Origin of the sequence: Sphingomonas sp. Leaf412 (genome assembly GCF_001425405.1) — a bacterium.
Taxonomy (GTDB): Bacteria; Pseudomonadota; Alphaproteobacteria; order Sphingomonadales; family Sphingomonadaceae; genus Sphingomonas.
The window spans coordinates 867162-890055 of record NZ_LMQP01000003.1 but is presented as its reverse complement, the minus strand read 5'-3'; the positions used below and the strand labels follow the sequence as shown (position 1 = coordinate 890055).

Annotated in this window: 22 protein-coding genes; 7 read left to right on the top strand and 15 right to left on the bottom strand. The window is 68.7% G+C overall.

Features of this window, described 5'->3' with window-relative positions:
* Positions 1-38: 38 nt before the first annotated feature.
* The 9 genes from leuC to ASG29_RS11385 all read right to left on the bottom strand — a co-directional run bounded on the left by leuC (position 39) and on the right by ASG29_RS11385 (position 6680).
* Entirely contained in the window at positions 39-1484 is a 1446-nt protein-coding gene (leuC, locus tag ASG29_RS11425) for a 3-isopropylmalate dehydratase large subunit (protein ID WP_055983860.1), read from the bottom strand.
* Between the two features lie 51 nt (positions 1485-1535).
* Positions 1536-1886 carry a nucleotidyltransferase domain-containing protein gene (locus ASG29_RS17745; protein WP_162242966.1) on the bottom strand — a complete coding sequence of 117 codons (351 nt, stop codon included), beginning with the start codon at positions 1884-1886 and terminating at the stop codon, positions 1536-1538.
* The gene (locus ASG29_RS11415) at positions 1849-2271 is read right to left on the bottom strand and encodes an HI0074 family nucleotidyltransferase substrate-binding subunit (protein ID WP_055983855.1); all 423 of its coding nucleotides are present in this window, start codon (positions 2269-2271) and stop codon (positions 1849-1851) included. Before ASG29_RS11415 ends, ASG29_RS17745 begins: the two co-directional genes overlap by 38 nt.
* Positions 2272-2922: a 3-oxoacid CoA-transferase subunit B gene (locus tag ASG29_RS11410; protein WP_055983851.1), complete on the bottom strand. Its 651-nt coding sequence runs from the start codon at positions 2920-2922 to the stop codon at positions 2272-2274.
* On the bottom strand, positions 2922-3194 hold the full coding sequence (locus ASG29_RS11405; protein ID WP_055983849.1) for a DUF5076 domain-containing protein: 273 nt from the start codon (positions 3192-3194) through the stop codon (positions 2922-2924). The genes ASG29_RS11410 and ASG29_RS11405 overlap by 1 nt, the downstream gene beginning before the upstream one ends.
* Positions 3191-3898: a CoA transferase subunit A gene (locus ASG29_RS11400; RefSeq protein ID WP_055985507.1), complete on the bottom strand. Its 708-nt coding sequence runs from the start codon at positions 3896-3898 to the stop codon at positions 3191-3193. The genes ASG29_RS11405 and ASG29_RS11400 overlap by 4 nt, the downstream gene beginning before the upstream one ends.
* 10 nt (positions 3899-3908) lie before the next feature.
* Positions 3909-4559 (bottom strand): HAD-IA family hydrolase, encoded by a 651-nt coding sequence (locus ASG29_RS11395; RefSeq protein WP_055983846.1) that lies wholly within the window; start codon positions 4557-4559, stop codon positions 3909-3911.
* Between the two features lie 91 nt (positions 4560-4650).
* Positions 4651-5745: a DUF2855 family protein gene (locus tag ASG29_RS11390; protein WP_055983843.1), complete on the bottom strand. Its 1095-nt coding sequence runs from the start codon at positions 5743-5745 to the stop codon at positions 4651-4653.
* A 14-nt stretch (positions 5746-5759) separates the two neighbouring features.
* Complete coding sequence (locus ASG29_RS11385) at positions 5760-6680, bottom strand: SMP-30/gluconolactonase/LRE family protein (protein ID WP_055983840.1); 921 nt, start codon at positions 6678-6680, stop codon at positions 5760-5762.
* A gap of 243 nt (positions 6681-6923) precedes the next feature.
* Here ASG29_RS11385 and ASG29_RS11380 point away from each other — a divergent pair, with 243 nt between their 5' ends.
* On the top strand, positions 6924-8567 hold the full coding sequence (locus ASG29_RS11380; RefSeq protein WP_055983837.1) for a thiamine pyrophosphate-binding protein: 1644 nt from the start codon (positions 6924-6926) through the stop codon (positions 8565-8567).
* Between the two features lie 56 nt (positions 8568-8623).
* On the opposite strand, the gene ASG29_RS11375 is transcribed toward ASG29_RS11380, so the two are convergent.
* The 3 genes from ASG29_RS11375 to thiS form a co-directional block, all read right to left on the bottom strand.
* Complete coding sequence (locus ASG29_RS11375; RefSeq protein ID WP_055983834.1) at positions 8624-9508, bottom strand: DUF4394 domain-containing protein; 885 nt, start codon at positions 9506-9508, stop codon at positions 8624-8626.
* A 213-nt stretch (positions 9509-9721) separates the two neighbouring features.
* Positions 9722-9904 carry a CsbD family protein gene (locus tag ASG29_RS11370; protein WP_055983831.1) on the bottom strand — a complete coding sequence of 61 codons (183 nt, stop codon included), beginning with the start codon at positions 9902-9904 and terminating at the stop codon, positions 9722-9724.
* Between the two features lie 73 nt (positions 9905-9977).
* Positions 9978-11012, bottom strand: coding sequence for a sulfur carrier protein ThiS (gene thiS / locus ASG29_RS11365; RefSeq protein ID WP_082515944.1), 1035 nt, complete (start codon positions 11010-11012; stop codon positions 9978-9980).
* Positions 11013-11085: 73 nt separating this feature from the next.
* Here thiS and aroQ point away from each other — a divergent pair, with 73 nt between their 5' ends.
* The 3 genes from aroQ (at position 11086) to accC (ending at position 13494) form a co-directional block, all read left to right on the top strand.
* On the top strand, positions 11086-11520 hold the full coding sequence (aroQ, locus tag ASG29_RS11360) for a type II 3-dehydroquinate dehydratase (RefSeq protein WP_055983828.1): 435 nt from the start codon (positions 11086-11088) through the stop codon (positions 11518-11520).
* Positions 11521-11556: 36 nt separating this feature from the next.
* The gene (accB, locus tag ASG29_RS11355; protein ID WP_055983825.1) at positions 11557-12039 is read left to right on the top strand and encodes an acetyl-CoA carboxylase biotin carboxyl carrier protein; all 483 of its coding nucleotides are present in this window, start codon (positions 11557-11559) and stop codon (positions 12037-12039) included.
* Positions 12040-12144: 105 nt separating this feature from the next.
* Positions 12145-13494, top strand: coding sequence for an acetyl-CoA carboxylase biotin carboxylase subunit (accC, locus tag ASG29_RS11350; protein ID WP_055983822.1), 1350 nt, complete (start codon positions 12145-12147; stop codon positions 13492-13494).
* 96 nt (positions 13495-13590) lie between these two features.
* Here accC and ASG29_RS11345 read toward each other — a convergent pair whose 3' ends face one another.
* The 3 genes from ASG29_RS11345 to ASG29_RS11335 form a co-directional block, all read right to left on the bottom strand.
* Positions 13591-14598: a glycosyltransferase family 4 protein gene (locus ASG29_RS11345; protein ID WP_055983819.1), complete on the bottom strand. Its 1008-nt coding sequence runs from the start codon at positions 14596-14598 to the stop codon at positions 13591-13593.
* Positions 14595-16181 carry an alpha-amylase family glycosyl hydrolase gene (locus tag ASG29_RS11340; protein ID WP_200932436.1) on the bottom strand — a complete coding sequence of 529 codons (1587 nt, stop codon included), beginning with the start codon at positions 16179-16181 and terminating at the stop codon, positions 14595-14597. The genes ASG29_RS11345 and ASG29_RS11340 overlap by 4 nt, the downstream gene beginning before the upstream one ends.
* Positions 16182-16242: 61 nt before the next feature.
* Positions 16243-16890, bottom strand: a complete 648-nt coding sequence (locus ASG29_RS11335) for a TetR/AcrR family transcriptional regulator (RefSeq protein ID WP_082515942.1) — start codon at positions 16888-16890, stop codon at positions 16243-16245.
* 77 nt (positions 16891-16967) lie between these two features.
* Between ASG29_RS11335 and ASG29_RS11330 the strand changes: the two genes are divergently transcribed.
* Genes ASG29_RS11330 through ASG29_RS11320 form a run of 3 tightly spaced genes read left to right on the top strand, consistent with a single transcriptional unit; the run spans position 16968 to position 22848 of the window.
* Positions 16968-18161 (top strand): efflux RND transporter periplasmic adaptor subunit, encoded by a 1194-nt coding sequence (locus ASG29_RS11330; protein ID WP_055983813.1) that lies wholly within the window; start codon positions 16968-16970, stop codon positions 18159-18161.
* 6 nt (positions 18162-18167) lie between these two features.
* Complete coding sequence (locus ASG29_RS11325; protein WP_055983810.1) at positions 18168-21362, top strand: efflux RND transporter permease subunit; 3195 nt, start codon at positions 18168-18170, stop codon at positions 21360-21362.
* Between the two features lies 1 nt (position 21363).
* Positions 21364-22848, top strand: coding sequence for an efflux transporter outer membrane subunit (locus tag ASG29_RS11320; protein WP_200932434.1), 1485 nt, complete (start codon positions 21364-21366; stop codon positions 22846-22848).
* Positions 22849-22894: the final 46 nt, after the last annotated feature.

Genomic DNA, 22894 nt, shown 5'->3' with positions numbered 1-22894 from the left:
GAGCAGCGATCCGGCGATCAGCAGCACCAGCATCTTCTTCATCGCGCATCCCCTTGCGTCATCAGTTCGCGTACGTCGGCCAGCCGCCCCGTCACCGCCGCCGCCGCCGCCATCGCGGGCGACAGCAGGTGCGTGCGCGCGCCCGGCCCCTGCCGACCGACGAAATTGCGGTTTGACGTCGACGCGCAACGCTCGCCCGGCGGCACCTTATCAGGATTCATCGCCAGGCACATCGAACAGCCCGGCTCGCGCCATTCGAAGCCCGCGGTCGTGAAGATGCGGTCCAGCCCCTCGGCCTCCGCCTGAAGCTTCACCAGCCCCGATCCGGGCACGACCATCGCGCGCACGCCGTCGGCGACGCGGCGGCCGTTCGCGACGGAAGCGGCGGCGCGCAGGTCCTCGATCCGGCTGTTCGTGCAGCTGCCGATGAAGACGTGCTGCACCGGCACGTCCTGCATCCGCATCCCCGGCGTCAGGCCCATATAGGCCAGCGACTTGCGCGCGGCGTCCCGCTTCGACGGGTCGGCGAAGCTGTCGGGTTCGGGGACGACGCCGGTGATCGGCACGACGTCCTCCGGGCTGGTGCCCCAGGTCAGCGCAGGCGCGATGTCGCTCGCGTGCAGGACGACGCTCCGGTCGTAGCGCGCGCCCACGTCGCTCGGCAGGGTGCGCCACCAAGCCACGGCCTTGTCCCAGTCCGACCCCTGCGGCGCCATCGGGCGCCCCTTCAGATACGCGAAGGTCGTCTCGTCGGGCGCGATCATGCCCGCGCGCGCGCCGCCCTCTATCGACATGTTCGCGATCGTCAGCCGCCCCTCGACGGACAGCGCGCGGATTACCTCACCGGTGAATTCGATGACATGGCCGGTCCCGCCGGCCGCGCCGATGCGGCCGATGATCGCGAGCACCACGTCCTTCGCGCTGACGCCATAGCCGAGCGTCCCGTCGACGCGGACCTCCATCGTCTTCGACGGCGACAGGATCAGCGTCTGAGTCGCCAGGACATGCTCGACCTCACTGGTCCCGATCCCGAACGCCAGCGCACCGAGCGCGCCGTGCGCCGACGTGTGGCTGTCACCGCAGACCATGGTGGTCCCGGGCAAGGTGAAGCCCTGTTCCGGCCCGACGACATGGACGATCCCCTGCCGTTCCGACAGCGCATCGATATAGGGCACGCCGAATTCGGCGACATTCTCGCGCAGCGCGCCCAGCTGCGCCGCGCTCTCGCGATCCGCGATCGGCAATTCGTTACCCGCGGCATCGACGCGCGCGGTGGTGGGCAGATTGTGGTCGGGCACAGCCAGCGTCAGGTCGGGCCGGCGGACGCGGCGGCCCGCGACGCGCAGCCCCTCGAACGCCTGCGGGCTGGTGACCTCGTGCACCAGGTGGCGGTCGATATAGATCAGGCACGATCCGTCGTCGCGCCGTTCGACGACGTGCGCGTCCCAGACCTTTTCGTACAATGTGCGCGGGCGGTTGGTCATGACGGCGACGGCGTTAACCCAAATGGGCGGTCGCGGCGAAGAATAATCGTTCTACGCCGCGGCGAGAAGATCCTCGCGCGTGAACAGGATTTCCGCCCAGCGGTCGATCTCGGCCCGCAGGCGATCGTTGCCGATGGCGTCATAGGCGAGCACATCGGCGAAGATGCTGAGGTCGCTGTCCTCCAGTTCGGCACGCACCGTCGCCGCGTCCGCATCGGAAAATCCGCCATAGACGACCAGGTCCACGTCCGAGCCCGGCATGGCACATCCCTGCACGCGGGAACCGTAGACACCCACCGCGTCCAGCCGCGCGGCATGGCGCGCGAAAACCCCGCGCAGTACGGACCGCTGCGGCGGGGTGAGGTCAATTGCCAATCGACCGTTCCCGGTCCAGCGCCGCATCCAGTGCGAGCAGCAGCGGATGAAAGCGGTCGCGGATCGCCGCTGCGACCTCGTCGGCGCGAAGGCGATCATATTCGTGCGCCATCGCGTTTCGCGCGTTCTTCGCCTCGATCCACGCGTCGCCATCCGCGATCAGGCCGACGGCGAACGCGGCGCGGATGACGTTCGTCGGCACCGGCACCGCAACCCCGGCGCCGGTCGCGCGCAGATAGTCGCGCATCGTTTTCCAGCCGAGCTCCCAGCTATATTCGAACCGCTGGATCAGACCCTCACGTTCCAGCATCGACAGGCGACCGGCCCGCAGGCCGTCGATCGCCTCGGTCAACAGCTTGTTGAGCGCACTTTTCAGGTTATCGTGCCGGAGGTGCCAGCGCGGCTGTTCCATTCAGACCTGATATCGTGCCGTGGTCTTCGCCGCCACCTCGTCCGCGGTGACGCCGGGGGCCAGTTCGACCAGGCGGAACGCGCTGTCGTGATCGGGGCGCTGGAACACCGCCAGGTCGGTCACGATCATGTCGACGACGTTCCTGCCGGTCAGCGGCAGGGTGCAGGCGGGGATGAACTTCGCGCTGCCGTCCTTCGACACATGTTCCATGACGACGATGATCTTCTTCACCCCGGCGACGAGGTCCATGGCGCCGCCCATGCCCTTTATCATCTTGCCCGGGATCATCCAGTTGGCGATGTCGCCGTTCTGCGCCACCTCCATCGCGCCCAGCACGGTCAGGTCGATGTGGCCGCCGCGGATCATCGCGAAGCTCTGCTCGCTGCCGAAATAGGCGGATTGGGGCAGTTCGCTGATCGTCTGTTTCCCCGCGTTGATGAGGTCGGCGTCCTCCTCGCCCTCATACGGGAACGGGCCGATGCCGAGCATCCCGTTCTCCGACTGGAGGGTCACGGTCATGCCGTCGGGGATATTGTTCGCCACCAGCGTCGGGATGCCGATGCCCAGGTTCACGTAGTAACCGTCGCGCAATTCCTTCGCGGCGCGCGCGGCCATGCCGTTGCGGTCCCAGCCCGTCTTGCCGTCAGGCATCAGTTCAACTCCGTCGTGTTGCGGGCGCGCTCGGCATCCAGGCCTTCCCAGATGCGGTCGCGTACCGTTTCCTCGTCCACCCCGGTCGCCTGCGACCAGGCGCGCGCGCCGTGGCGGACGCAATCGACCAGCGCCATGCCGAACGCCAGCGGATCGGCGGCGAGCGCGCCGGGATCGATGATGTAGCTGGTCGATCCGCCCGGCACGTTCACCGCGCGCAGGAACTCGCCGGACGCCATCGCGGGCGCTGCGTCCGAAGGCTTGACCTTCATGCCGCCTCCCGCGGGCGCGTCAGGCGGAATTCGATCTTCTTGTCGTACGGCGCGCCGACGATCATGCGCTTTACGTAGATGCCGGGCAGATGGATGTGATCGGGGTCGAGGCTGCCGACGGGGACCACTTCCTCCACCTCCGCGATGCACACGCGGCCCGCGGTCGCCATCGGCTGGTTGAAGTTGCGCGCGGTCTTGCGGAAGATGAGGTTGCCGCTCTCGTCCGCCCTCCAGCCCTTGATGATGCTGATGTCGGAGCGGATGCCGCGTTCGAGGATGAATTCCTCGCCGTCGAACTCCTTCACTTCCTTCCCCTCCGCCACCTGCGTGCCGACGCCGGTCTTGGTGTAGAAGCCGGGGACACCCGCGCCGCCCGCACGGCAGCGTTCGGCCAGCGTCCCCTGCGGGCAGAATTCCACCTCCAGCTCGCCGGACAGATACTGGCGCTCGAACTCCTTGTTCTCGCCGACGTAGCTGGAGATCATCTTCTTCACCTGCCGCGTGCGCAGCAGCTTCCCCAGCCCCTCCCCGTCGATACCCGCATTGTTGCTGGCGATCGTCAGGTCCTTCGTCCCCGCCTGCTGAATCGCGTCGATCAGGCGTTCGGGAATGCCGCACAGGCCGAAGCCGCCGGCGCAGATCGTCATGCCGTCGAACAGCAGGCCGTCGAGCGCGGCGGCGGCGTCGGGATAGAGCTTCTTCACGGTCACTCCTTCAGAACAGGTCGGGCGCGACGCCCAGCGCGGCGGCGAGATCGGCCAGCGCCTGATCCTCCCCCACCACCTTGATCGCGTGCATCCCCAGTTCGGCGGCGGGTTTGCAGTTGATGCCGAGGTCGTCGAGGTACACGCACCGGTCGGGCGCCTTGCCCAGATGGTCGCACATCATGCGGTAGATCGCGGGGTCGGGTTTGCGGATGCCCACCTTGCTCGATTCGATCACATGGTCGAAGCGCGCCAGCACCTCGCCCACGGCACGCGCCTTTTCCGCGGTACGCGCCATGCCGGCACCCTCGCCCGCAGGCACGTTGTTGGTGATGCAGCCCAAATGGTAGCCGTTGCGCTTCAGCCAGTCGAGCGCGTGGACCATGCGCGGCCGGATGTCGCCCGCCAGCACCGCCAGCACGTCCTCGCCGCGCAATTCGTGGCCCAGCGCGTGCGCCTCCGCCGCGAATTCCTGGTCGAAGGCGGCGGCGCCGATCTCCGCCCGCTCGAACCGCGCCCAGGCGTTGTCGTGCGGGTCCGACGCATTGATGCGGCGGATGAAGTCCGCGGGCAGGCCCCTTTCGCGTTCCAGCCGGGCGAAGGCCTCGAAGGGCGACGACGTGACGACGCCGCCGAAGTCGAAGATTACGGTATCACGCATGGGGCGGTTGTGTAGCGCGGGCGCGGGCAAAGGCAATGCGGTGGTGGGGGTCCCCCGCTCCCCTCCCCCGGACGGACGGGGCCGGGGTCGACTACGGCCGCACCAGCACCGCCACCGCGGGATCCGCCTTCCCCGACACCGCGTCGCGATACGCCGCCAGCGCGGCCGCCGCCCCGTCGCGCGTGTCGAGCGCGGTCAGCGACCGGGCGACGGGCATGAAACCTCCCCACGCCTCCCCCATCCGTTGCCGCAGCACCGCCCCGCCCCAGTCGCCCGCGCGCTTCTCGATCCGCGCGGGTGCGAAGAAGAAGCTGCGCGCCACGCCCGCGGGGTCGCCTTCCCCGCGCGCCGCATCCCAATGCGTCGCGCCGACCACCAGATCGAAGCGCAACGCGTCGCCCAGCCGGTCGCGCAGCCGCGCGTTGACCGCGGCGTCGCCCGCCAGATCGACGATGGCGACGGGCGCCACGGGCAGCGTATCGAGTGCGTCATAGGTCACCACGTCGTCGTACAGACCGGTGCCGCGGACGAAATCCGCGCTGCGCGCCGAGGTCAGGCCGATCAGCGTCGGGCGCGGCGTCCGCCCACGGAAGGCGTGCGCGAAGCCGAGCGCGGTCTTGCTCGACGCGGCGGTGACCAGCACCTGCGCCGCGCCATGATCGCCCTCGTCCGCCAGCTGGTCCGCGATCAGCCAGCCGGTGACGAACAGCGGGCGCCACACCGGCCACAGATCGTGGTCCACCGCCGCATGGTCGTCCAGCGCGGCGAGGCGCTGGTAATTGTTGTAGAAGGCCGGCAATCCGGCGCGCCGGCCCGCGCCATCGGTGAAGCCGACGCGGCCGATCCGCTCCGGCCGCATCACCACGTGGCTGGCGAGCGGCCAGTAGCCGTAGAATTGCTCCCCCGCCGCGATCCCGTCGACCGTCGAACGCGCGACGGTGGCGAAGCCCCAGACGGGCAGGCGACCCGGGCCGTCGCGGCGCGAGAAGAAGTCCCAATAGCCCGCGTCGGGGCCCAGGATGCCCGCCGGCTCCCCGAACACCGCATAGGTGACGTTGTTGGCGGTGATCGCGATCAGGTCGATCGCCAGTTCGATCTCCCCGGCGGCCAGATCGGCGGCGGGGGCGTCGACGACCCGCGCCTGCGCGATGTCGCCGCGATCGATTTGGATGTCCCAGCGCTGCATCCCATGCCCTCCCGTCAGTGGTTCAGTTTCAGGCCCGGCCGCGCCCAGCGCGTCTTCACCAGCTTTCCCGTGCCCGACAGCGTGATGTACGCATCGCGCATGTCCGCGCCGCCGAAGGCGATGTTGGTGGTGAAGATGTCGGGCGTGGCGACGAATTCGACCAGCTCGCCCGCCGGGGAGATGACGCTGATCCCGCTTTCCCCGATCGTCGCGATGCAGATGTTTCCGTTTTCCTCCATCCCCAGCGAATCGAAGAACTTGTAGCCCGCGGGACGGTACAGCGGGATGCCCGGACCGCCGGGGCCGGCGTCGGGCGCGACCTTCCCGGGGGCGGTGACATTGAACTTCATCAGGCGGCAGGTGTAGGTTTCGGCGGCGTAGAGCGCGCGGCCGTCGGGCGACAGGCCGATGCCGTTGGGGTTGTTCGAGGGGAACACCACCTCTTCGATGAAGCTGCCGTCCGCTTTCGCGTAGAAGATGCCGACGACGTCGTGGACGCGGGCGGCGTAATCGACCTTGCCGTGGTCGGTGAACCAGAAGCCGCCGTGCGTGTCGAACACGATGTCGTTGGGGCCGCGCAGGACGACGCCGTGATCGCCCGATTTGTAGAGCACCTCCACCGCGCCGGTGGCGAGGTCGATGCGTTCGATGCGGCCGCCCGAATAATCCTTCGCGATGCCGTGCGGGGCCAGCATGCCGTTCGATTCGATATATTCGAAGCCGCCGTTGTTGCAGCAATACAGCATCCCGTCGGGGCCGATGGCGAGACCGTTGGGACCGCCGCCGGGTTCGGCCACCGTCTCCTTGCGGCCGTCGGGGTGGACGCGGGTGATGCGGCCGGGCTCGATCTCGACCAAGATGACGCTGCCGTCTGGCATCACGACGGGGCCTTCGGGGAAGCGCAATCCGTCCGCGACCAGGGTGAAGTCGGTCATGCTGTTCCTCTCCGTCGTCGTTCTTTTGCGGGCATGATCCACGAAGCTGCGATGCGGGGCAAGACACCCGTCGTCGCCCCCTCGCCGTGCTCCCGCGAAGGCGGGAGCCCAGGATGACGCAACGCAGACCGCAGTTCTACTCGGCTCTGGGTTCCCGCGTTCGCGGGAACACAGGGAAGAAGGCGCGTCTTTCGCGATCCGGCCCGGGGGGTTACGAGGCGCCAACAGAAAATCGGAGAGCGCATGACCATCAGGACCGGAGGACGAATCCTCGTCGACCAGCTCGTCGCGCAGGGGTGCGACCGCATCTTCACCGTGCCGGGCGAGAGCTTCCTGGCGGTGCTCGACGCGCTGCACGACACGCCCTCGATCGACGTCGTGACGTGCCGGCAGGAGGGGGGCGTGGCGTTCATGGCGTGCGCGGACGGCGCGCTGACGCATCGGCCGGGCGTCGCCTTCGTCACGCGCGGACCGGGGGCGACCAACGCCTCGATCGGCGTGCACGTGGCGATGCAGGACAGCCAGCCGATGATCCTGTTCATCGGCGACGTCGACCGCGGCACGCGCGACCGGGAGGCGTTCCAGGAGGTCGATTTCGCCGCGATGTTCGGCCCCCTCGCGAAATGGGCGGCGCGGATCGACGATGCGGCGCGCATCCCCGAATATGTCGCGCGCGCCTATGCCGTCGCGATCAACGGGCGGCCGGGGCCGGTGGTGCTGGCGCTGCCCGAGGACATGTTGCTGGACACGGTCGAGGCGGTCGACCGGCCGCGCGTGGAGCATTTCGCGCAGGCGCCCGATCCGGATGCGATGGAGCGGCTGGCGGACCTGCTCGCCACCGCCGAACGCCCGCTGGCGATCGTCGGCGGCGCGGGATGGGATGGGGTCGCGGCGCAGGATTTCGCGGTCTGGGCGGATCGCGCGGGCGTGCCGGTGGCGTCGGCGTTCCGGCGGCAGGATGCGATCCCGAACGATTGCCCGGCATGGGCGGGGAATCTGGGCTATGGCCCCAACCCCGCACTGGTCGCGCGGGTGAGGGACGCGGACCTGCTGCTGGTCGCGGGACCGCGGCTGGGGGAGGCGACGACGGACGGCTACACGCTCGTCACGCCGGAGCATCCGGGGCAGCGGCTGGTCCATGTGCATCCCGACGCGACCGAGCTGGGCATGACCTATCGCACCGACCTGTCGATCTGCGCCACGATGGCGGAATTCGCGGAAGCCCTGTCGGCGATCGACGGGCCGGCGCACGATCATGCCGCGGCGGCGCATGCGTCGTGGCGCGACTGGTCGACGCCCAAGGCGCGCGACGGCGTGGCGATGGACCTGGGTCCGTGCGTCGCGACGATGCGCGATGCGCTGCCCGCGGATACGATCATCTGCAACGGGGCGGGCAATTATTCCGGCTGGTGGCACCGTTACTGGCATTACGCCGGGCCGGGGACGCAGCTGGCGCCGACCGCGGGGGCGATGGGGTACGGCGTGCCCGCGGCGGTGGCGGCGGCGTTGCGGCATCCCGGGCGGCAGGTCGTCGCGCTGGCGGGCGACGGATGCTTCCTGATGAACGGGCAGGAACTGGCGACCGCGATACAGCACGATGCGCGGATGCTGGTGATCGTGGTCGACAACGGCGCCTACGGCACGATCCGGATGCACCAGGAGCGCGAGTTCCCGGGACGGCCGAGCGCGACGCGGCTCGCGAACCCGGACTTCGCGGCGCTGGCGCGCGCCTTTGGCTGCTGGGCGGAGCGGGTGGCGGCGACCGCCGATTTCGCACCCGCGCTGTCGCGCGCGATGGCGGCGCCGGGCGTGCGGCTGCTGCATGTCGTGACCGACGTGGAGCAGATCACCGCGGGCACGACGCTGAGCGCGGTGGCGAAGCGATGAAGAAAGGGAGGCCGCGCCCGTCGGCGCGACCTCCCCATTCCGTCACCGCGGACGGATCAGGCGGTGGCGAGCTTCGTCGAGCGACGACGCATCGCGCCGCCGACCGCGCCCATGCCCAGGATCATCAGCGCCCACGTCGCCGGCTCGGGAATGCCGCCCGCCGCCGTCAGGCCGATGAGCGAACCCGCGCCGATCGCGCCGAGCGAGGTCGCCGCGGCGGTGCCCAGGTTGATCGTGTACAGCTGCGCCCCGTTGTTGAAGAACGCGGTGCCGCTGCGGCCCGAAATGTCGAAGCCGACGTTGTTCAAAGCGCCGAAGTCGATGCCGGTCACGACGCCGACGTCGTTGTACGTGCCCGCATTCGGGCTGGACGACAGCGACAGCTGGTTTCCGCTCGCGTCGATCGCGTAGAGCATCGTGCTCGTCGCGCCCGCGCGGTTGTTGGTATAGGCCGCGCCGACATAGGCCTCCGCACCCGGACCGGTCAGCGTACCGTCGACGATCGTCGTGCCGCCGTCGACGTTGATGCGCAGGTTCTGGTCGAAATCGGTCAGGATGCGCAGGCGATCCGGAACCGGGTTGAAATCGACGCCGAAGCGCGCGCCCGACAGGTTCACCGGCGCGCCTGCGGCGGTGACCAGCGTGCCGGTGAGGTTGGCGGTATAGCCCGCGCCGACCGCATCCTTGGTCAGCGAATAGATGCGGCCCGCGGTCGACACGGTGTACAGCAGCTTGTTCGACGGCCGCAGATCGATGCCCGTCAGCACCTCTCCCGCCTGAAGTCCGCTGATCGTGCCGGAGGTCGCGACGACGCCCGGGTTGGTGGAATCGAACGTGACGATCGTGTTGGCGGACGTGAGGCCGAACAATCGTTCCGCCGAAGCCGAGGTCGTCGTCGCCGCGAGCGCGAGGGTCGCGGCCGCAAGTGTCAGTGCCTTCATCGGATTTCCCCTGTTTCTTGTCGCTGAAGACCTGCCGTTCGGCAGGCTTCCGGACATGCTACGTCCGGGAAACGGAAACGGATGAGGCCACCGGGCGCGCAGAAACATATCGTTACAATATCGTTAACCATCGTCCCGATCCGGGACGGCGCCCATAGCGAAACGGCCGCCGCGGATGATCCGCGACGGCCGTCGATCAGAAGTCGGTTCGGATCAGATGTCGTCGCCCAGCGCGCCCTTCACCTTGCCCTTGAACTGTTCGCCCTTGCCTTCGGCCTGCTGGGCCTTGCCCTCGGCCTGAAGATCGGAATCGTTCTTGTGCTCGCCGATGGCTTCCTTGACCTTGCCGATCGCTTCGTTGACGTTGCCCTTGATCTTGTCGGTCAGCTCACCCATCGAAGTTCTCCTTGTTGAACGGTGCGATGCGCAAACAACGGAGGGCGGACGTGCTGGTTCCCGTCTTTCGCGGTCAGATCAGGCCCGACAAGGGGCTGGACGGGTCGGCGTAGCGCCGCTTGCCCATGCGCCCGGCGCGATAGCTCATCCGCCCGGCCTCCACCGCGGCGCGCATCGCGGCGGCCATCAATATGGGATCCCTGGCTTCCGCAATGGCGGTATTCATCAGGACGCCGTCGCAGCCCAGTTCCATCGCCACCGCGGCGTCGCTCGCCTGCCCCACGCCCGCGTCGACCAGAACGGGTACTTTGGCGCCCTCCACGATCAGGCGGATCGTCACCTGGTTCTGGATCCCCAGCCCCGATCCGATCGGCGCGCCCAGCGGCATGATCGCGACCGCGCCCGCCTCCTCCAGCTGCTTCGCGGCGATAGGATCGTCGACGCAATAGACCATCGGCTTGAACCCCTCGCGCACCAGCACCTCGGTCGCGGTCAGCGTTTCGCGCATGTTGGGATAGAGCGTCCGCGCTTCGCCCAGCACTTCCAGCTTCACCAGGTCCCATCCCCCCGCCTCGCGCGCCAGCCGCAGCGTGCGGATCGCGTCGTCGGCGGTGAAGCAACCCGCGGTGTTAGGCAGGTACGTCACCTTCTTCGGATCGATATAGTCGGTCAGCATCGGCGCGTTCGGATCGCTGACGTTCACGCGGCGGACCGCGACGGTCACGATCTCCGCCCCCGACGCCGCGACCGCGGCGGCGTTCTGCGCGAAGTCCCGGTACTTGCCCGTGCCGACGATCAGGCGCGAGCGGAACGTGCGGCCCGCGACGGTCCACGTATCGGCATCGACCGCCGCCGCATGATCGCCGCCGCCCCCCGCGACCGGATGGTCGCCGCCGCCGACGAAGTGGACGATCTCCAGCTCGTCGCCGTCCTCGACCATGACGCTGCCCAGCGTCGAGCGCGGGACGACCTCAAGGTTGCGCTCCACCGCCAGCTTCTCGGGCACGAGGCCGAGCGATTCGGCCAGCGCGGCGATGGTCAGGCCGGCGGTGACGCGCTTGTGCTCGCCGTTGACCGTGATCGAGATGGTGCCGTCGGAATGTGCCATGCGCGGCATCTAGGGACCGGGCGACGGCGCGGCAACATTGCGCGCGCCCGCCGCCGCGTGTCATGCAGCGCGGATGACCGACACGATCTTCGTCCTGAACGGCCCGAACCTGAACCTTTTGGGCCTGCGCGAGCCCGATATCTACGGCCACGACACGCTGGACGATATCGCGGGCGCGCTGGAGGATCGGGCGAAGGAGCTGGGGCTGGACATCGACCTGCGCCAGTCGAACCACGAGGGGCATCTGGTCGACTGGCTGCACGAGGCGCAGGCCCGGCAAGCGAAGGCGGTGCTGCTGAATGCGGGCGGGTTCACGCATACGTCGGTGGCGATCCACGACGCGATCAAATCGATCGCGACGCCGGTGATCGAGGTGCACCTGTCCAATCCGCACGCGCGCGAGGAATTCCGCCATGTCAGCTTCGTCGGGCGCGCGGCGAAGGGGTCGATCGCGGGGTTCGGCGCGCTGTCCTACATGCTCGCGCTTGAAGCGGCGGCGCGTATCTGACAGGACCTTTCCCCTGTTTCAGGGGACGAGAGCCGAATGGCCGATGACAATCATATGAAGGTGGACGTCGAGCTGGTGCGCCAGCTCGCCGAGCTGCTGGACACCACCCATTTGACCGAGATCGAGGTCGAGGACGGCGATCGCAAGATCCGCGTCGCGCGCAAGGCCGCGGCCGTGACCGCCGCGCCCGCGGCCTATGCGCCGCCGCCGCCCGCGTTCGCGGCGCCCGCGCCCACGCCCACGCCGCCGGTGGTGGAGGTCGGGGGGCCGTCCGCCGCGGTCGGCGCGAATGCGGTTCGCTCGCCGATGGTCGGCACCGTCTATCTCGCCGCCGATCCTTCGGCCAAGCCCTTCGCCAGCGTCGGGCAGACCGTGGCGGCGGGCGACACGCTGGTGATCGTGGAGGCGATGAAGGTCATGAACCCGATCACCGCCCCCAACGCCGGGGTCGTGAAGGCGGTGCTGGTCGAGAACGGGCAGCCGGTGGAGTTCGACCAGCCGCTGGTCGTCGTCGAATAACGATGCTTTCCCTCTCCCCGTTCGGGCCGAGCGGAGTCGAAGCCCATGCGTCGCGCGTGCCCTTCGACTGCGCTCAGGGCGAACGGCGGCTGGACACCTGAGAATATGCCACAGATCAAGAAACTCCTCATCGCCAATCGCGGCGAGATCGCGCTGCGCATCCACCGCGCGTGCCATGAAATGGGGATCAAGACCGTCGCGGTGCATTCCACCGCGGACAGCGACGCGATGCACGTGCGGTTGGCGGACGAGGCGATCTGCATCGGGCCGCCGGCGGCGACCGACAGCTACCTGAACATCCCCAACATCATCAGCGCGGCGGAGATCAGCGGCGCGGACGCGATCCACCCCGGCTACGGCTTCCTGTCCGAGAACGCCAAGTTCGCGGAGATCGTGGAGCTGCACAACCTCATCTTCGTCGGGCCGAAGCCCGAGCATATCCGCACGATGGGCGACAAGGTGGAGGCCAAGCGCACCGCGGGCGCACTGGGCCTGCCGTTGGTGCCGGGGTCCGACGGCGCGATCAGCGACGTGGGCGAGGCGCAGAAGCTGGCGCTCGACATCGGCTATCCGGTCATCATCAAGGCGGCGAGCGGCGGCGGCGGGCGGGGCATGAAGGTGTGCACCGGTCCCGAGCATCTCGAAACATTGATGCAGCAGGCGGGAAGCGAGGCGAAGGCGGCGTTCGGCGACGCGACCGTGTACATGGAAAAATACCTTGGCAATCCGCGGCACATCGAATTCCAGGTGTTCGGCGACGGCAACGGCAACGCCATCCATCTGGGCGAGCGCGACTGTTCGCTCCAGCGGCGGCACCAGAAGGTGCTGGAGGAAGCGCCCTCCCCCGTCATCACGCCGGAGGAGCGCGACCGCATGGGCGGGATCGTGGCGAAGGCGATGGCCGACATGGGCTATCGCGGCGCGGGCACGATCGAGTTCCTGTGGGAGGACGGGGAGTTCTATTTCATCGAAATGAACACCCGGTTGCAGGTCGAGCATCCGGTGACCGAGGCGATCACGGGCCTCGACCTCGTGCGCGAGCAAATCCGCATCGCGGAGGGGCATCCGCTGACGTTCCGGCAGGAGGAGATCCAGTTCCGCGGCCATGCGATCGAATGCCGCATCAATGCCGAGGACTGGAAGACCTTCACGCCCTCGCCCGGCACGGTGGCGATGTACCACACGCCCGGCGGCATGAACGTGCGCGTCGATAGCGGCCTGTATACCGGGTACAAGGTGCCGCCCTATTACGACAGCATGATCGCGAAGCTGATCGTGTACGGCACCACGCGCGCGGGCGCGCTGCGGCGGTTGCGGCGCGCGCTGGAGGAATATGTGATCGAGGGGATGAAGACCACGATCCCGATGCACCAGGCGCTGCTGGACGATCCGGAGTTCCAGCGCGGCGACTATACGATCAAGTGGCTGGAGGAATGGCTGGCGCGGCAGGGGTAGAGGCGTCCCGCCTTCTACCTTTGTGCTCCCGTGAAGACGGGAGCCCAGTCTGGGTCCCCGCCTTCGCGGGGACACATAATGCTAGTGGCGGTCTTGCTACGCGCCCAATATCCGCCGGTACAGCGCAATATAATCGTCCGCCATGCGCGCGACGGAGAAGCGTTCTTCCACCGCGCGGCGGCACGCGGCGCGATCGATCTCTCCCGCGCGGTCGATCGCGGCGATCGCCTCTTCCGGGGTGTCGACCAGGAAGCCCGTGACGCCGTGGTCGATCAGTTCGGGCATCGAGCCGCGGCGGTTGGCGATGACGGGGGTGCCGCATGCCATCGCCTCCACCACCGAAAGCCCGAACGGCTCGTCGAACCCGATCAGGTGCAGCAGCGCGCGCGCGCCGCCCAGCGCCCGGACCCGCGCCGCGCCGCCCACGGTGCCGTGGTAGCGGATGCGGTCGTCCAGCGCGGGCTTCACGTGAGCGTCGTGATAGCCCGCATCCTGTACCACGCCGTACAAGTCGAGCGCGCGACCGGTCGCCTGCGCGGCGCGGATGGCGGCGTCGGCGCCCTTGTCGGGATGGATGCGGCCGAAGAACAGCAGGTCCTCGCTGCCCGTCGCGTCGAAGGCGAAGTCGGCGACCGGGATGCCGTGGTGGATCGTCGCGGCGTAGCGTAGCGCAGAATGACGGTCCGCGTCGCTGATCGCGACGTAATGCACGCGATCCTGGTACGGCACGTACATCGGCAGGATGCGGTCCGATCCGAAGCCGTGGATCGTCGTCACCATCGGCGTGTCGACCAGCGGCGCGAAGGCGTGGGCGGGAAAATCGGCCTGGTTGTGGATCAGGTCGAAGCGGTCCGCCTGCGCGAACAGGTGCGACAGGTGGCGGTATTCCCACACCTTCGCATCGACCGACGGATCCTCCTCGTAACCCGCGGGCACCACGCCATCCAGCGTCGCGGCGGTGACGCTGTCCTGCGTCGCGAACAGCGTCACGTCCACGCCGCGCGCGACCAGCGCCTCGGTCAGCATCGACGTCACCAACTCCCACGGACCGTAGGCGCGCGGCGGGGTGCGCCAGGCGATCGGGGCGAGCATCGCGATCCTCATACGACGACGAGCCCTTCGTCGGCGCGCAGCATCCCCTGTTGGGGCGTGCCGGACAGGGTGGAGAGGCGCGCGACGCCGCGCCAGTCGCAGGCGACGGGTGCGGCGGTCATGTTCAGCAGGATGGTCAGCGTTCGTTCCTCATGGATGCGTTCATAGGCCAGCACGCCGGCCGGTGCGTCGACGACGCGCATCGTGCCGATCGACAGCGCGGGTTCGGCACGGCGCAATGCCAATATGCGGCGATACAGGTGCAGCATCGACTCCGCATCCGCCGCCTGCGCCGCGACGTTGCGCGTGCGCCAGTCGGGGTGGAGCGGCAGCCACGGTTCGGTGGTCGAGAAACCCGCATGGGGGCCGTCGCCCCACGCCATCGGCGTGCGCGAGCGGTCGCGGCCCAGGCCCTGCCCAGGCTGGCGCAGATCCTGCGGGTCGCGGATGCGGTCCGCGGGGATATCGACGCGGCCGATGCCCAGTTCGTCGCCCTGATACAGCGTGGGCGTGCCGCGCAGCGTCAGCAGCAGCATCGCCGCGACGCGGGCCTGCGCCTCCCCGATCCGCGCGGCGATGCGCGGGGCGTCGTGGCTGCCGACCACCCAGTTTGGCCATCCGTGCGCGGGGATCGCGGCGTCGTAGCCCGCGATCAGCGCGGCGAGCGTGTCGCGATCCCACGGGTTCTCGATCAGTTCGAAATTGAACGGCAGATGGACGCCGGGTCGCGCGGGCGTGCCGTACCAGCGCATCAGCCGGTCGCGCGGCAGGAAGATCTCCCCCACCAGCACGCGATCGCCGTAACCGTCCGCCAGCACGCGCATGTCCGCGGTGTGGTCGTGCGCCTCGGGCTGGTCGGTCGAGTGATGCTGGAGCAACGACAGCTTCTCCGCCATGCCCGATCGCCAGTCCGGATTGGCGGGATTGTCGGGCAGGCCGTCCGCCTTCACGATGTGCCACAGCACGTCGATGCGGAAGCCGTCGACGCCGCGGTCGAGCCAGAAGCGCATGACGTCGCGCATCGCCGCCACGACGGCGGGGTTGCGCCAGTTCAGGTCGGCCTGCTCCTTCAGGAAGGTGTGCAGGTAATATTGCCCGGTCGCGGTGTCATATTCCCACGCCGGCCCGCCCATGTCGCTGACCCAGTTGTTGGGCGGTCCGCCGCCGGGCGCGGGGTCGCGCCAGATGTACCAGTCGCGCTTCGGATCGTCGCGCGACGAGCGGCTGGCGACGAACCACGGGTGTGCGGTGGAGCTGTGGTTCGGGACGAAATCGAGCAGCAGCTTCAGGCCGCGGGTGTGGACCGCGGCGAGCAGGCGGTCGAACGCGGCGAGGTCGCCGAACATCGGGTCGACCCCGCAATAGTCCGCGACGTCATAGCCGAAATCGCACATCGGTGAGGGAAAGATCGGGGACAGCCAGATCGCATCGACGCCGAGCGCCGCGATATGATCGAGCCGTGCGGCGATCCCGGCCAGATCGCCGATCCCGTCGCCGTCGCTGTCCTGAAACGAGCGCGGATACACCTGATACACGACGCCGCGCCGCCACCACGGGATCGAGTCGGACGGGCTGGCGGGATCGGCGATCGGCATGAAGGGCCAAGGACGCGGCGGGGCGGATGGTTCCGCCCCGCCCCCGTCATCGATCAGCGCGTCAGTCCTCGATCAGGGCGTCGATGCGGCGCTGCACCCCGTCGACCAGCATGTCGACGACATCGTCGCCCAGTTGCGACGGATTGGTCAGCCGCCGCTGAAATACCCCGGCGGAAATCGTCATGACCAGTTCCACCAGCATCTCGCGCCGCGCGGCGATCGCGTCGCCGGGCGCGAGGCGTTCCAGCGCCTCGATCAGGCAGGCGCGGAAGCCGTCGTGGATATGCGTGACGATGCCCGCGACGCGCGGGCTGCGCGACGCCTCCGCGAAAATCTCCGCGATCACGCGCCGGTCGGTTCGCGTCTCCCTGCATGCGATGAAGCGCGCGATCCAGCTGCGGATCCCGGCGCGATCGTCCGCGGTCAGCGCGGCGGCGAGTTCCAGGTCGGGCAGGAAGTCGTTCATGTCGCGCTCGACGATCGCGATCACGATATCCTCCTTGCTGGCGAAATCGCGATACAATTGACCCACTTGCACGTCGGATTCGCGCGCGATCCGGGCGATCCCGGTGTTGTGGAAGCCATTGTCGGCGAACAGGCGCCGCGCCGCACACAGGACGCGTTCGCGCCGTTCCATTGCGCGCGACGGGCCGGAACACATGCCCTCCCCCATCGTTCGCGTTTCCGGATTTCGCACCAAATCGGTCATTGACCCCGCATTCTGTTCGCAGTAGCAGCAAAGTGAGTGATCGTTCACTCACACTACTCACACCCTGCGAGCTTGTCATGACATTTTTGCGCCTGGCCCTTCCCGCGCTGCTCCTGCCGCTGGCCGCGTGCGGCGGGGGCGCCGACTCGCAGCAGCAGCAGGCGCCGCAAGGTCCGCCGACGGTACAGGTGATGACGCTCCGGCCTCAGGCGGTGACGCTGACCACCACCCTGCCCGGCCGCACCACCGCGTTCGAGACGTCCGACGTGCGTCCGCAGGTCAACGGCCTGGTGCTGGAGCGATTGTTCCAGGAGGGCGATGCCGTGCGGAAGGGCCAGGCGCTGTACCGCATCGATCCGCAGCCGTACCTGACGCAGGTGGCCAGTGCGCGCGCCGCGCTGGCCCGCGCGCGCGCCGCCATCGCATCCAGCCGCGCACTGACGCGGCGGTACGGCGAGCTGGTGAAGATCAACGCCATCGCGCGGCAGGAATACGAAAACTCGATCACCAGCGCGCAACAGGCGACCGCCGATGTCGCGGTCCAGCAGGCGGCGCTCCGCTCGGCGCAGATCGATCTGGCACGCACCACCATCCGCGCGCCGATCTCCGGCCGCATCGGGCGCTCGGTCGCCACCACCGGGGCGCTGGTCACCGCGCAGCAGACCGATCCGCTGACCACGATCCAGCGGCTCGATCCGATCTACGTCGACGTGCCGCAATCGAGCGCCGATCTGCTCCGGCTGCGCCAACAGCTGATGTCGGGCGAGCTGACGCGTGGCGGACAGGCGGCGCAGGTGCGGCTGCGGCTGGAGGACGGCAGCGTCTATCCCGTCGCGGGCCAGTTGCAGTTCGCCGACGTCAGCGTCGATCCGGCCACCGGATCGCAGGTGATCCGTGCGCGCTTCGCCAATCCGCGCGGCCTGTTGCTGCCCGGCATGTCGGTGAAGGCCGAGCTGATCGAGGGGACGCAGGCCGACGCCCTGCTGGTCCCGCAACGCGCGGTGACCCGCGACGAGAAGGGCGACGCCTCCGTCATGGTCGTCGGCAAGGACGGCAAGCTGCAACCGCGCAAGCTGACCACGTCGCGCACGATCGGGGACGACTGGGTCGTGACCGGTGGCCTGAATCCCGGCGACCGGATCGTCATGGAGGGCGCGATGATGCTGCGCCCGGGCATGGCGGTGAAGACCGCGCCGTGGAACCCGAATGCGAAGCCCGCGGGCGGGCAGCCGCCGCAGGGCGGCGCCCCCGCGCAGGCACAGGCGAAGTAGGCACCCATGTCGCGCTTTTTCATCGACCGGCCCATCTTCGCATGGGTCATCGCCATCGTCCTGATGCTTGCGGGCGTCATAGCGATCCGCACCCTGCCGATCAGCCAGTTCCCGGCGATCGCGCCGCCGACGGTCACCGTCAACGCGGTCTATCCCGGCGCCGACGCGGAGACGCTGGAACGCACCACGACGCAGATCATCGAGCAGCAGCTGAAGGGCATCGACAACCTCCGCTACTTCTCGTCCTCGTCGTCGTCCGCGGGGACGGTCAGCATCACGCTGACGTTCGAGCAGGGCACCGACCCCGACATCGCGCAGGTGCAGGTCCAGAACAAGTTGCAGGCGGCGACCCCGTTGCTGCCGCAGGAAGTGCAGCAGCAGGGCCTTCAGGTCCAGAAGTCGGCGGCCAACTTCCTGCTGATCGTGGGCCTGTATTCCACCGACGGCAGCCATAGCGCCACCGACCTTGCCGACATGGTCGTCTCCCGCCTCCAGGACCCGGTCAGCCGGGTCGACGGGGTCGGCGAACTGCAATTGTTCGGCGCCCAATATGCGATGCGCATCTGGGTCGATCCGCTGAAGCTGAACAACTTCCAGCTGACGATGGCGGACGTGACGCAGGCGGTGCAGGCGCAGAACGCGCAGGTATCCGCCGGGCAGATCGGTGCGCAGCCCGCGCCCAAGGAGCAGATGCTGAACGCGACCGTGTCGGTCCAGTCGCGGTTGCAGACGCCCGAGCAGTTCGGCCAGATCCGCCTGAAGACCGCCGCCGACGGCGCGGTCGTGCGGCTGGGCGACGTCGCCCGGATCGAGCTGGGCGCGGAGAATTACGGGTTCGACAGCCGCTACAACGGCCAGCCGGCGTCGGGATTCGGCGTGAAACTGGCCGCGGGCGCCAACGCGCTCAATACGGTCGAGCTGGTCAAGACGCGGGTGCAGCAACTGGCCCGCGGCCTGCCGGCGGACGTGAAGGTCGTCTACCCCTACGACACCACGCCGTTCGTCCGCCTGTCGGTCGAGCAGGTCGTCCACACGCTGATCGAGGCGGTGGTCCTGGTCTTCCTCGTCATGTTCCTGTTCCTCCAGAACTGGCGCGCGACGATCATCCCGACGATCGCGGTACCCGTCGTCCTGCTCGGCACGTTCGGCGTGATGGCGGTGGCGGGGTACAGCATCAACACCCTCACCCTGTTCGGCATGGTGCTGGCGATCGGCCTGCTGGTCGACGACGCGATCGTGGTGGTCGAGAACGTCGAGCGCCTGATCCAGGAGGAGAACCTGTCGCCCAAGCAGGCGGCGCGCAAGTCGATGGACGAAATCTCGTCCGCGCTGGTCGGCATCGGCCTGGTCCTGTCGGCCGTCTTCCTGCCGATGGCGTTCTTCGGCGGATCGACCGGCGTCATCTATCGCCAGTTCTCGATCACGATCGTGTCCGCGATGGTGCTGTCGGTGCTGGTCGCGCTGATCCTGACGCCCGCTTTGTGCGCCACGATCCTGAAGCCGCACGATCCGGACAAGAACAAGGGCAACGGTCCGCTCGCGCGCTTCTTCCGCTGGTTCAACGACCGCTTCGACCGCGGCCGCGAATCGTACACCCGCGGGGTGAAATACGGTGCGCGCAACTGGATCAGGTCGGGCATCGTCTACCTGCTGGTGGTCGTCGGCGTCGGGCTGCTGTTCGTGCGCCTGCCCACCGGCTTCCTCCCCGACGAGGATCAGGGCACCGTCATCGCGCTGGTGCAGGGGCCGTCCGGCGCCACCACCGCGCGGACCGAAAAGGGCCTAGAACTCATCCGCAGCCACTTCCTCGGCAGCGAGAAGGCGAACGTCGCGTCGGTCTTCACCATCAACGGCTTCAGCTTCGCCGGACAGGGCCAGAACGCGGGCCTCGCCTTCATCAGCCTGAAGGACTGGGCGGATCGCGGCGGCGCGCAGAACAAGGCGCAGGCGATCGCGGGCCGCGCAATGGGCGCGTTCAGCCAGTATACCGACGGCATGATCTTCGCGATCGTGCCCCCGGCGGTGCAGGAACTGGGCAACGCCACGGGCTTCGACGTGCAGCTGGTCGATACCGGCGGGCTGGGGCACGAGAAGCTGACGCAGGCACGCAACATGCTGCTGGGCATGGCGGCGCAGGACCCGCGGGTGGCGCAGGTGCGCCCGCTGAGCCTGGACGACGCGCCGCAGCTGAAAGTGAACATCGACGAGGACAAGGCGGGGTCGCTGGGTCTCGATCTGGGCCTAGTCAATTCGACCATCGCGACCGCCTGGGGCGGCGCCTATGTCAACGACTTCATCGACCGCGGCCGCGTGAAGCGCGTCTACATCCAGGCGGACCAGCCGTTCCGGTTGCGGCCGGAGGATATCGGCGCCTTCTTCGTCCGCAACGCCACCGGCCAGATGGTGCCGTACACCGCCTTCTCCACGCTGGAATGGTCGCTCGCGCCCGTTCAGCTGACGCGATACGACGGGCAGCCCGCGATGCAGATCCAGGGCGCGGCCGGACCGGGCGAATCGACCGGCGCGGCGATGACCGCGCTGGAGGAGATGCATGCCAAGCTGCCGCCGGGCACCGCGCTGGAATGGACCGGCCTGTCGTATGAGGAACGGTTGTCGGGGGGGCAGGCGCCGATGCTGTACGGCCTGTCGCTGCTGATCGTGTTCCTCTGTCTCGCGGCGCTGTACGAAAGCTGGTCGGTGCCGATATCGGTCCTGCTGGTCGTGCCGCTGGGCGTCGTCGGTGCGCTGCTGGCCGCGGCGATCACGGGGCTGAATAACGACATCTACCTTCAGGTCGGCCTCATCACCACGATGGGCGTGGCGGCGAAGAACGCGATCCTGATCGTGGAATTCGCGGAGGAACGCATCGCGGAAGGGATGAACGCCTTCGACGCGGCGGTGGAGGCCGCGCGCCTGCGCCTGCGCCCGATCATCATGACCAGCCTCGCCTTCATCTTCGGCGTGCTGCCGCTGGCGTTGTCGACCGGCGCGGGCGCGGGCGGGCAGAATGCGATCGGCCGCGCGGTCGTCGGCGGGATGCTGACCGCGACGATCCTCGCGATCTTCTTGGTGCCCATGTTCTTCGTCGTCATCGTCCGCCTGTTCGGCGGCGATGCGGCGGCGAAGAAGACGGCGGACCACGATCGCCATGACGACGACCAGTTGCGCGACGGCGAGACGCCCGCGCGCGAAGGAGCCTGACGTGACCCGCGCTTTCCTCCCCCTCCTGCTGGCCGCGACCGCGCTGTCGGCGTGCAACCTGGCCCCGAAGTACGAGCGGCCGACCGGCGCGGTGCCGGTCGCGCTGCCCGACGGCGGCGTCTACCCGCGCGCCGCGACCGACGCGCCGGACATCACGAAGATCGGCTGGCGCGACTTCTTCGTCGAACCCCGGCTGGTGCAGGTGATCGACACCGCACTGGCCAACAACCGCGACCTGCGCATCGCCGCGGGCAACGTGTTGCAGGCGCGGGCGCAATATCGCGTGTCGCGCGCGGACATCGTGCCGACGACGACCGCATCGGGCGGCGCCACGTTCACGAACAACATCTTCGGCGCGGGCGGCGGGGCCGGTGCAGGCGCGGGTGCTGGTGCGGGAGCCGGTGCGGGCGCCGGGGCCGGGGCGGGGGCCGCGGGAGCGGCGTCGTCGAACATCGAAATCTATACCGCCAACGTCGGCTTCTCGGCCTTCGAACTCGACCTGTTCGGCCGGATCCGCAACCAGAACCGCGCCGCGCTGGAGCAATATTTCGCCAGCGAGGAGGCGCAGCGGACCGCGCGCATCAGCCTGATCGCGGAAGTCGCGACCGCCTGGGCGACGATGGCGTCGGACCAGGAGCAGTTGCGGCTGGCGCAGGATACGCTGACGGCGTTCGAGGAGACGCTGCGGCTGACGCGGGCGCAGTTCCGCATCGGAGTCGCCAGCGAGCTGGAGGCGCGGCAGGCCGAAACGAACTATCAGGCCGCGCGCAACGACATCGCGGCCGCGAAGACCCGCGTGGCGCAGGATCAGAACGCGCTGAACCTGCTGGTGGGCACGACCGTGCCGGCCGAGCAGTTGCCGACCGGGCTCGGCGCCGCGGCGGTGACGCGCGACGCGCTGCCGCCGTCGCTGTCGTCGGAGGTGCTGCTGCGCCGGCCGGACGTGCTGCGTGCGGAACATCTGCTGATCGCGGAGAATGCCAACATCGGTGCGGCGCGGGCGGCGTTCTTCCCGCGGATATCGCTCACCGCGACGCTGGGGACGTTGTCCACCGCGCTCAGCGGATTGTTCGGCGGCGGCACGTTCACCTACACGGGGAACCCCGGCGTCTCGCTGCCGCTGTTCGACGGGGGACGGAACAAGGGCAACCTCGATTACGCCCGCGCGTCGCAGCAGGTCGCGGTATCGACCTATGAAAAGGCGATCCAGACCGCGTTCCGTGAGGTCGCCGACGCCCTGGCGCAGCGCGGCACGATCGAAGAACAGGTATCCGCGCAGAGCGCGCGCGCGAACGCCGCGCAGGTCGCCGCGCGACTGTCGGATGCGCGGTATCGCGCCGGGGTCGATTCCTTCCTGGTGTCGCTCGATGCGCAGCGTACCGCCTATGCCGCGCAGCAGCAGCTGGTGACCGCGCGATTGGCGCGCGCGTCGAACCTGGTGGAGCTGTATCGCGCGTTGGGCGGGGGGCTGGACGAAACCCGCTAGGCGACGAGTTGAAATTCAGGTATGAACACGGCGAACGGCGATCGGG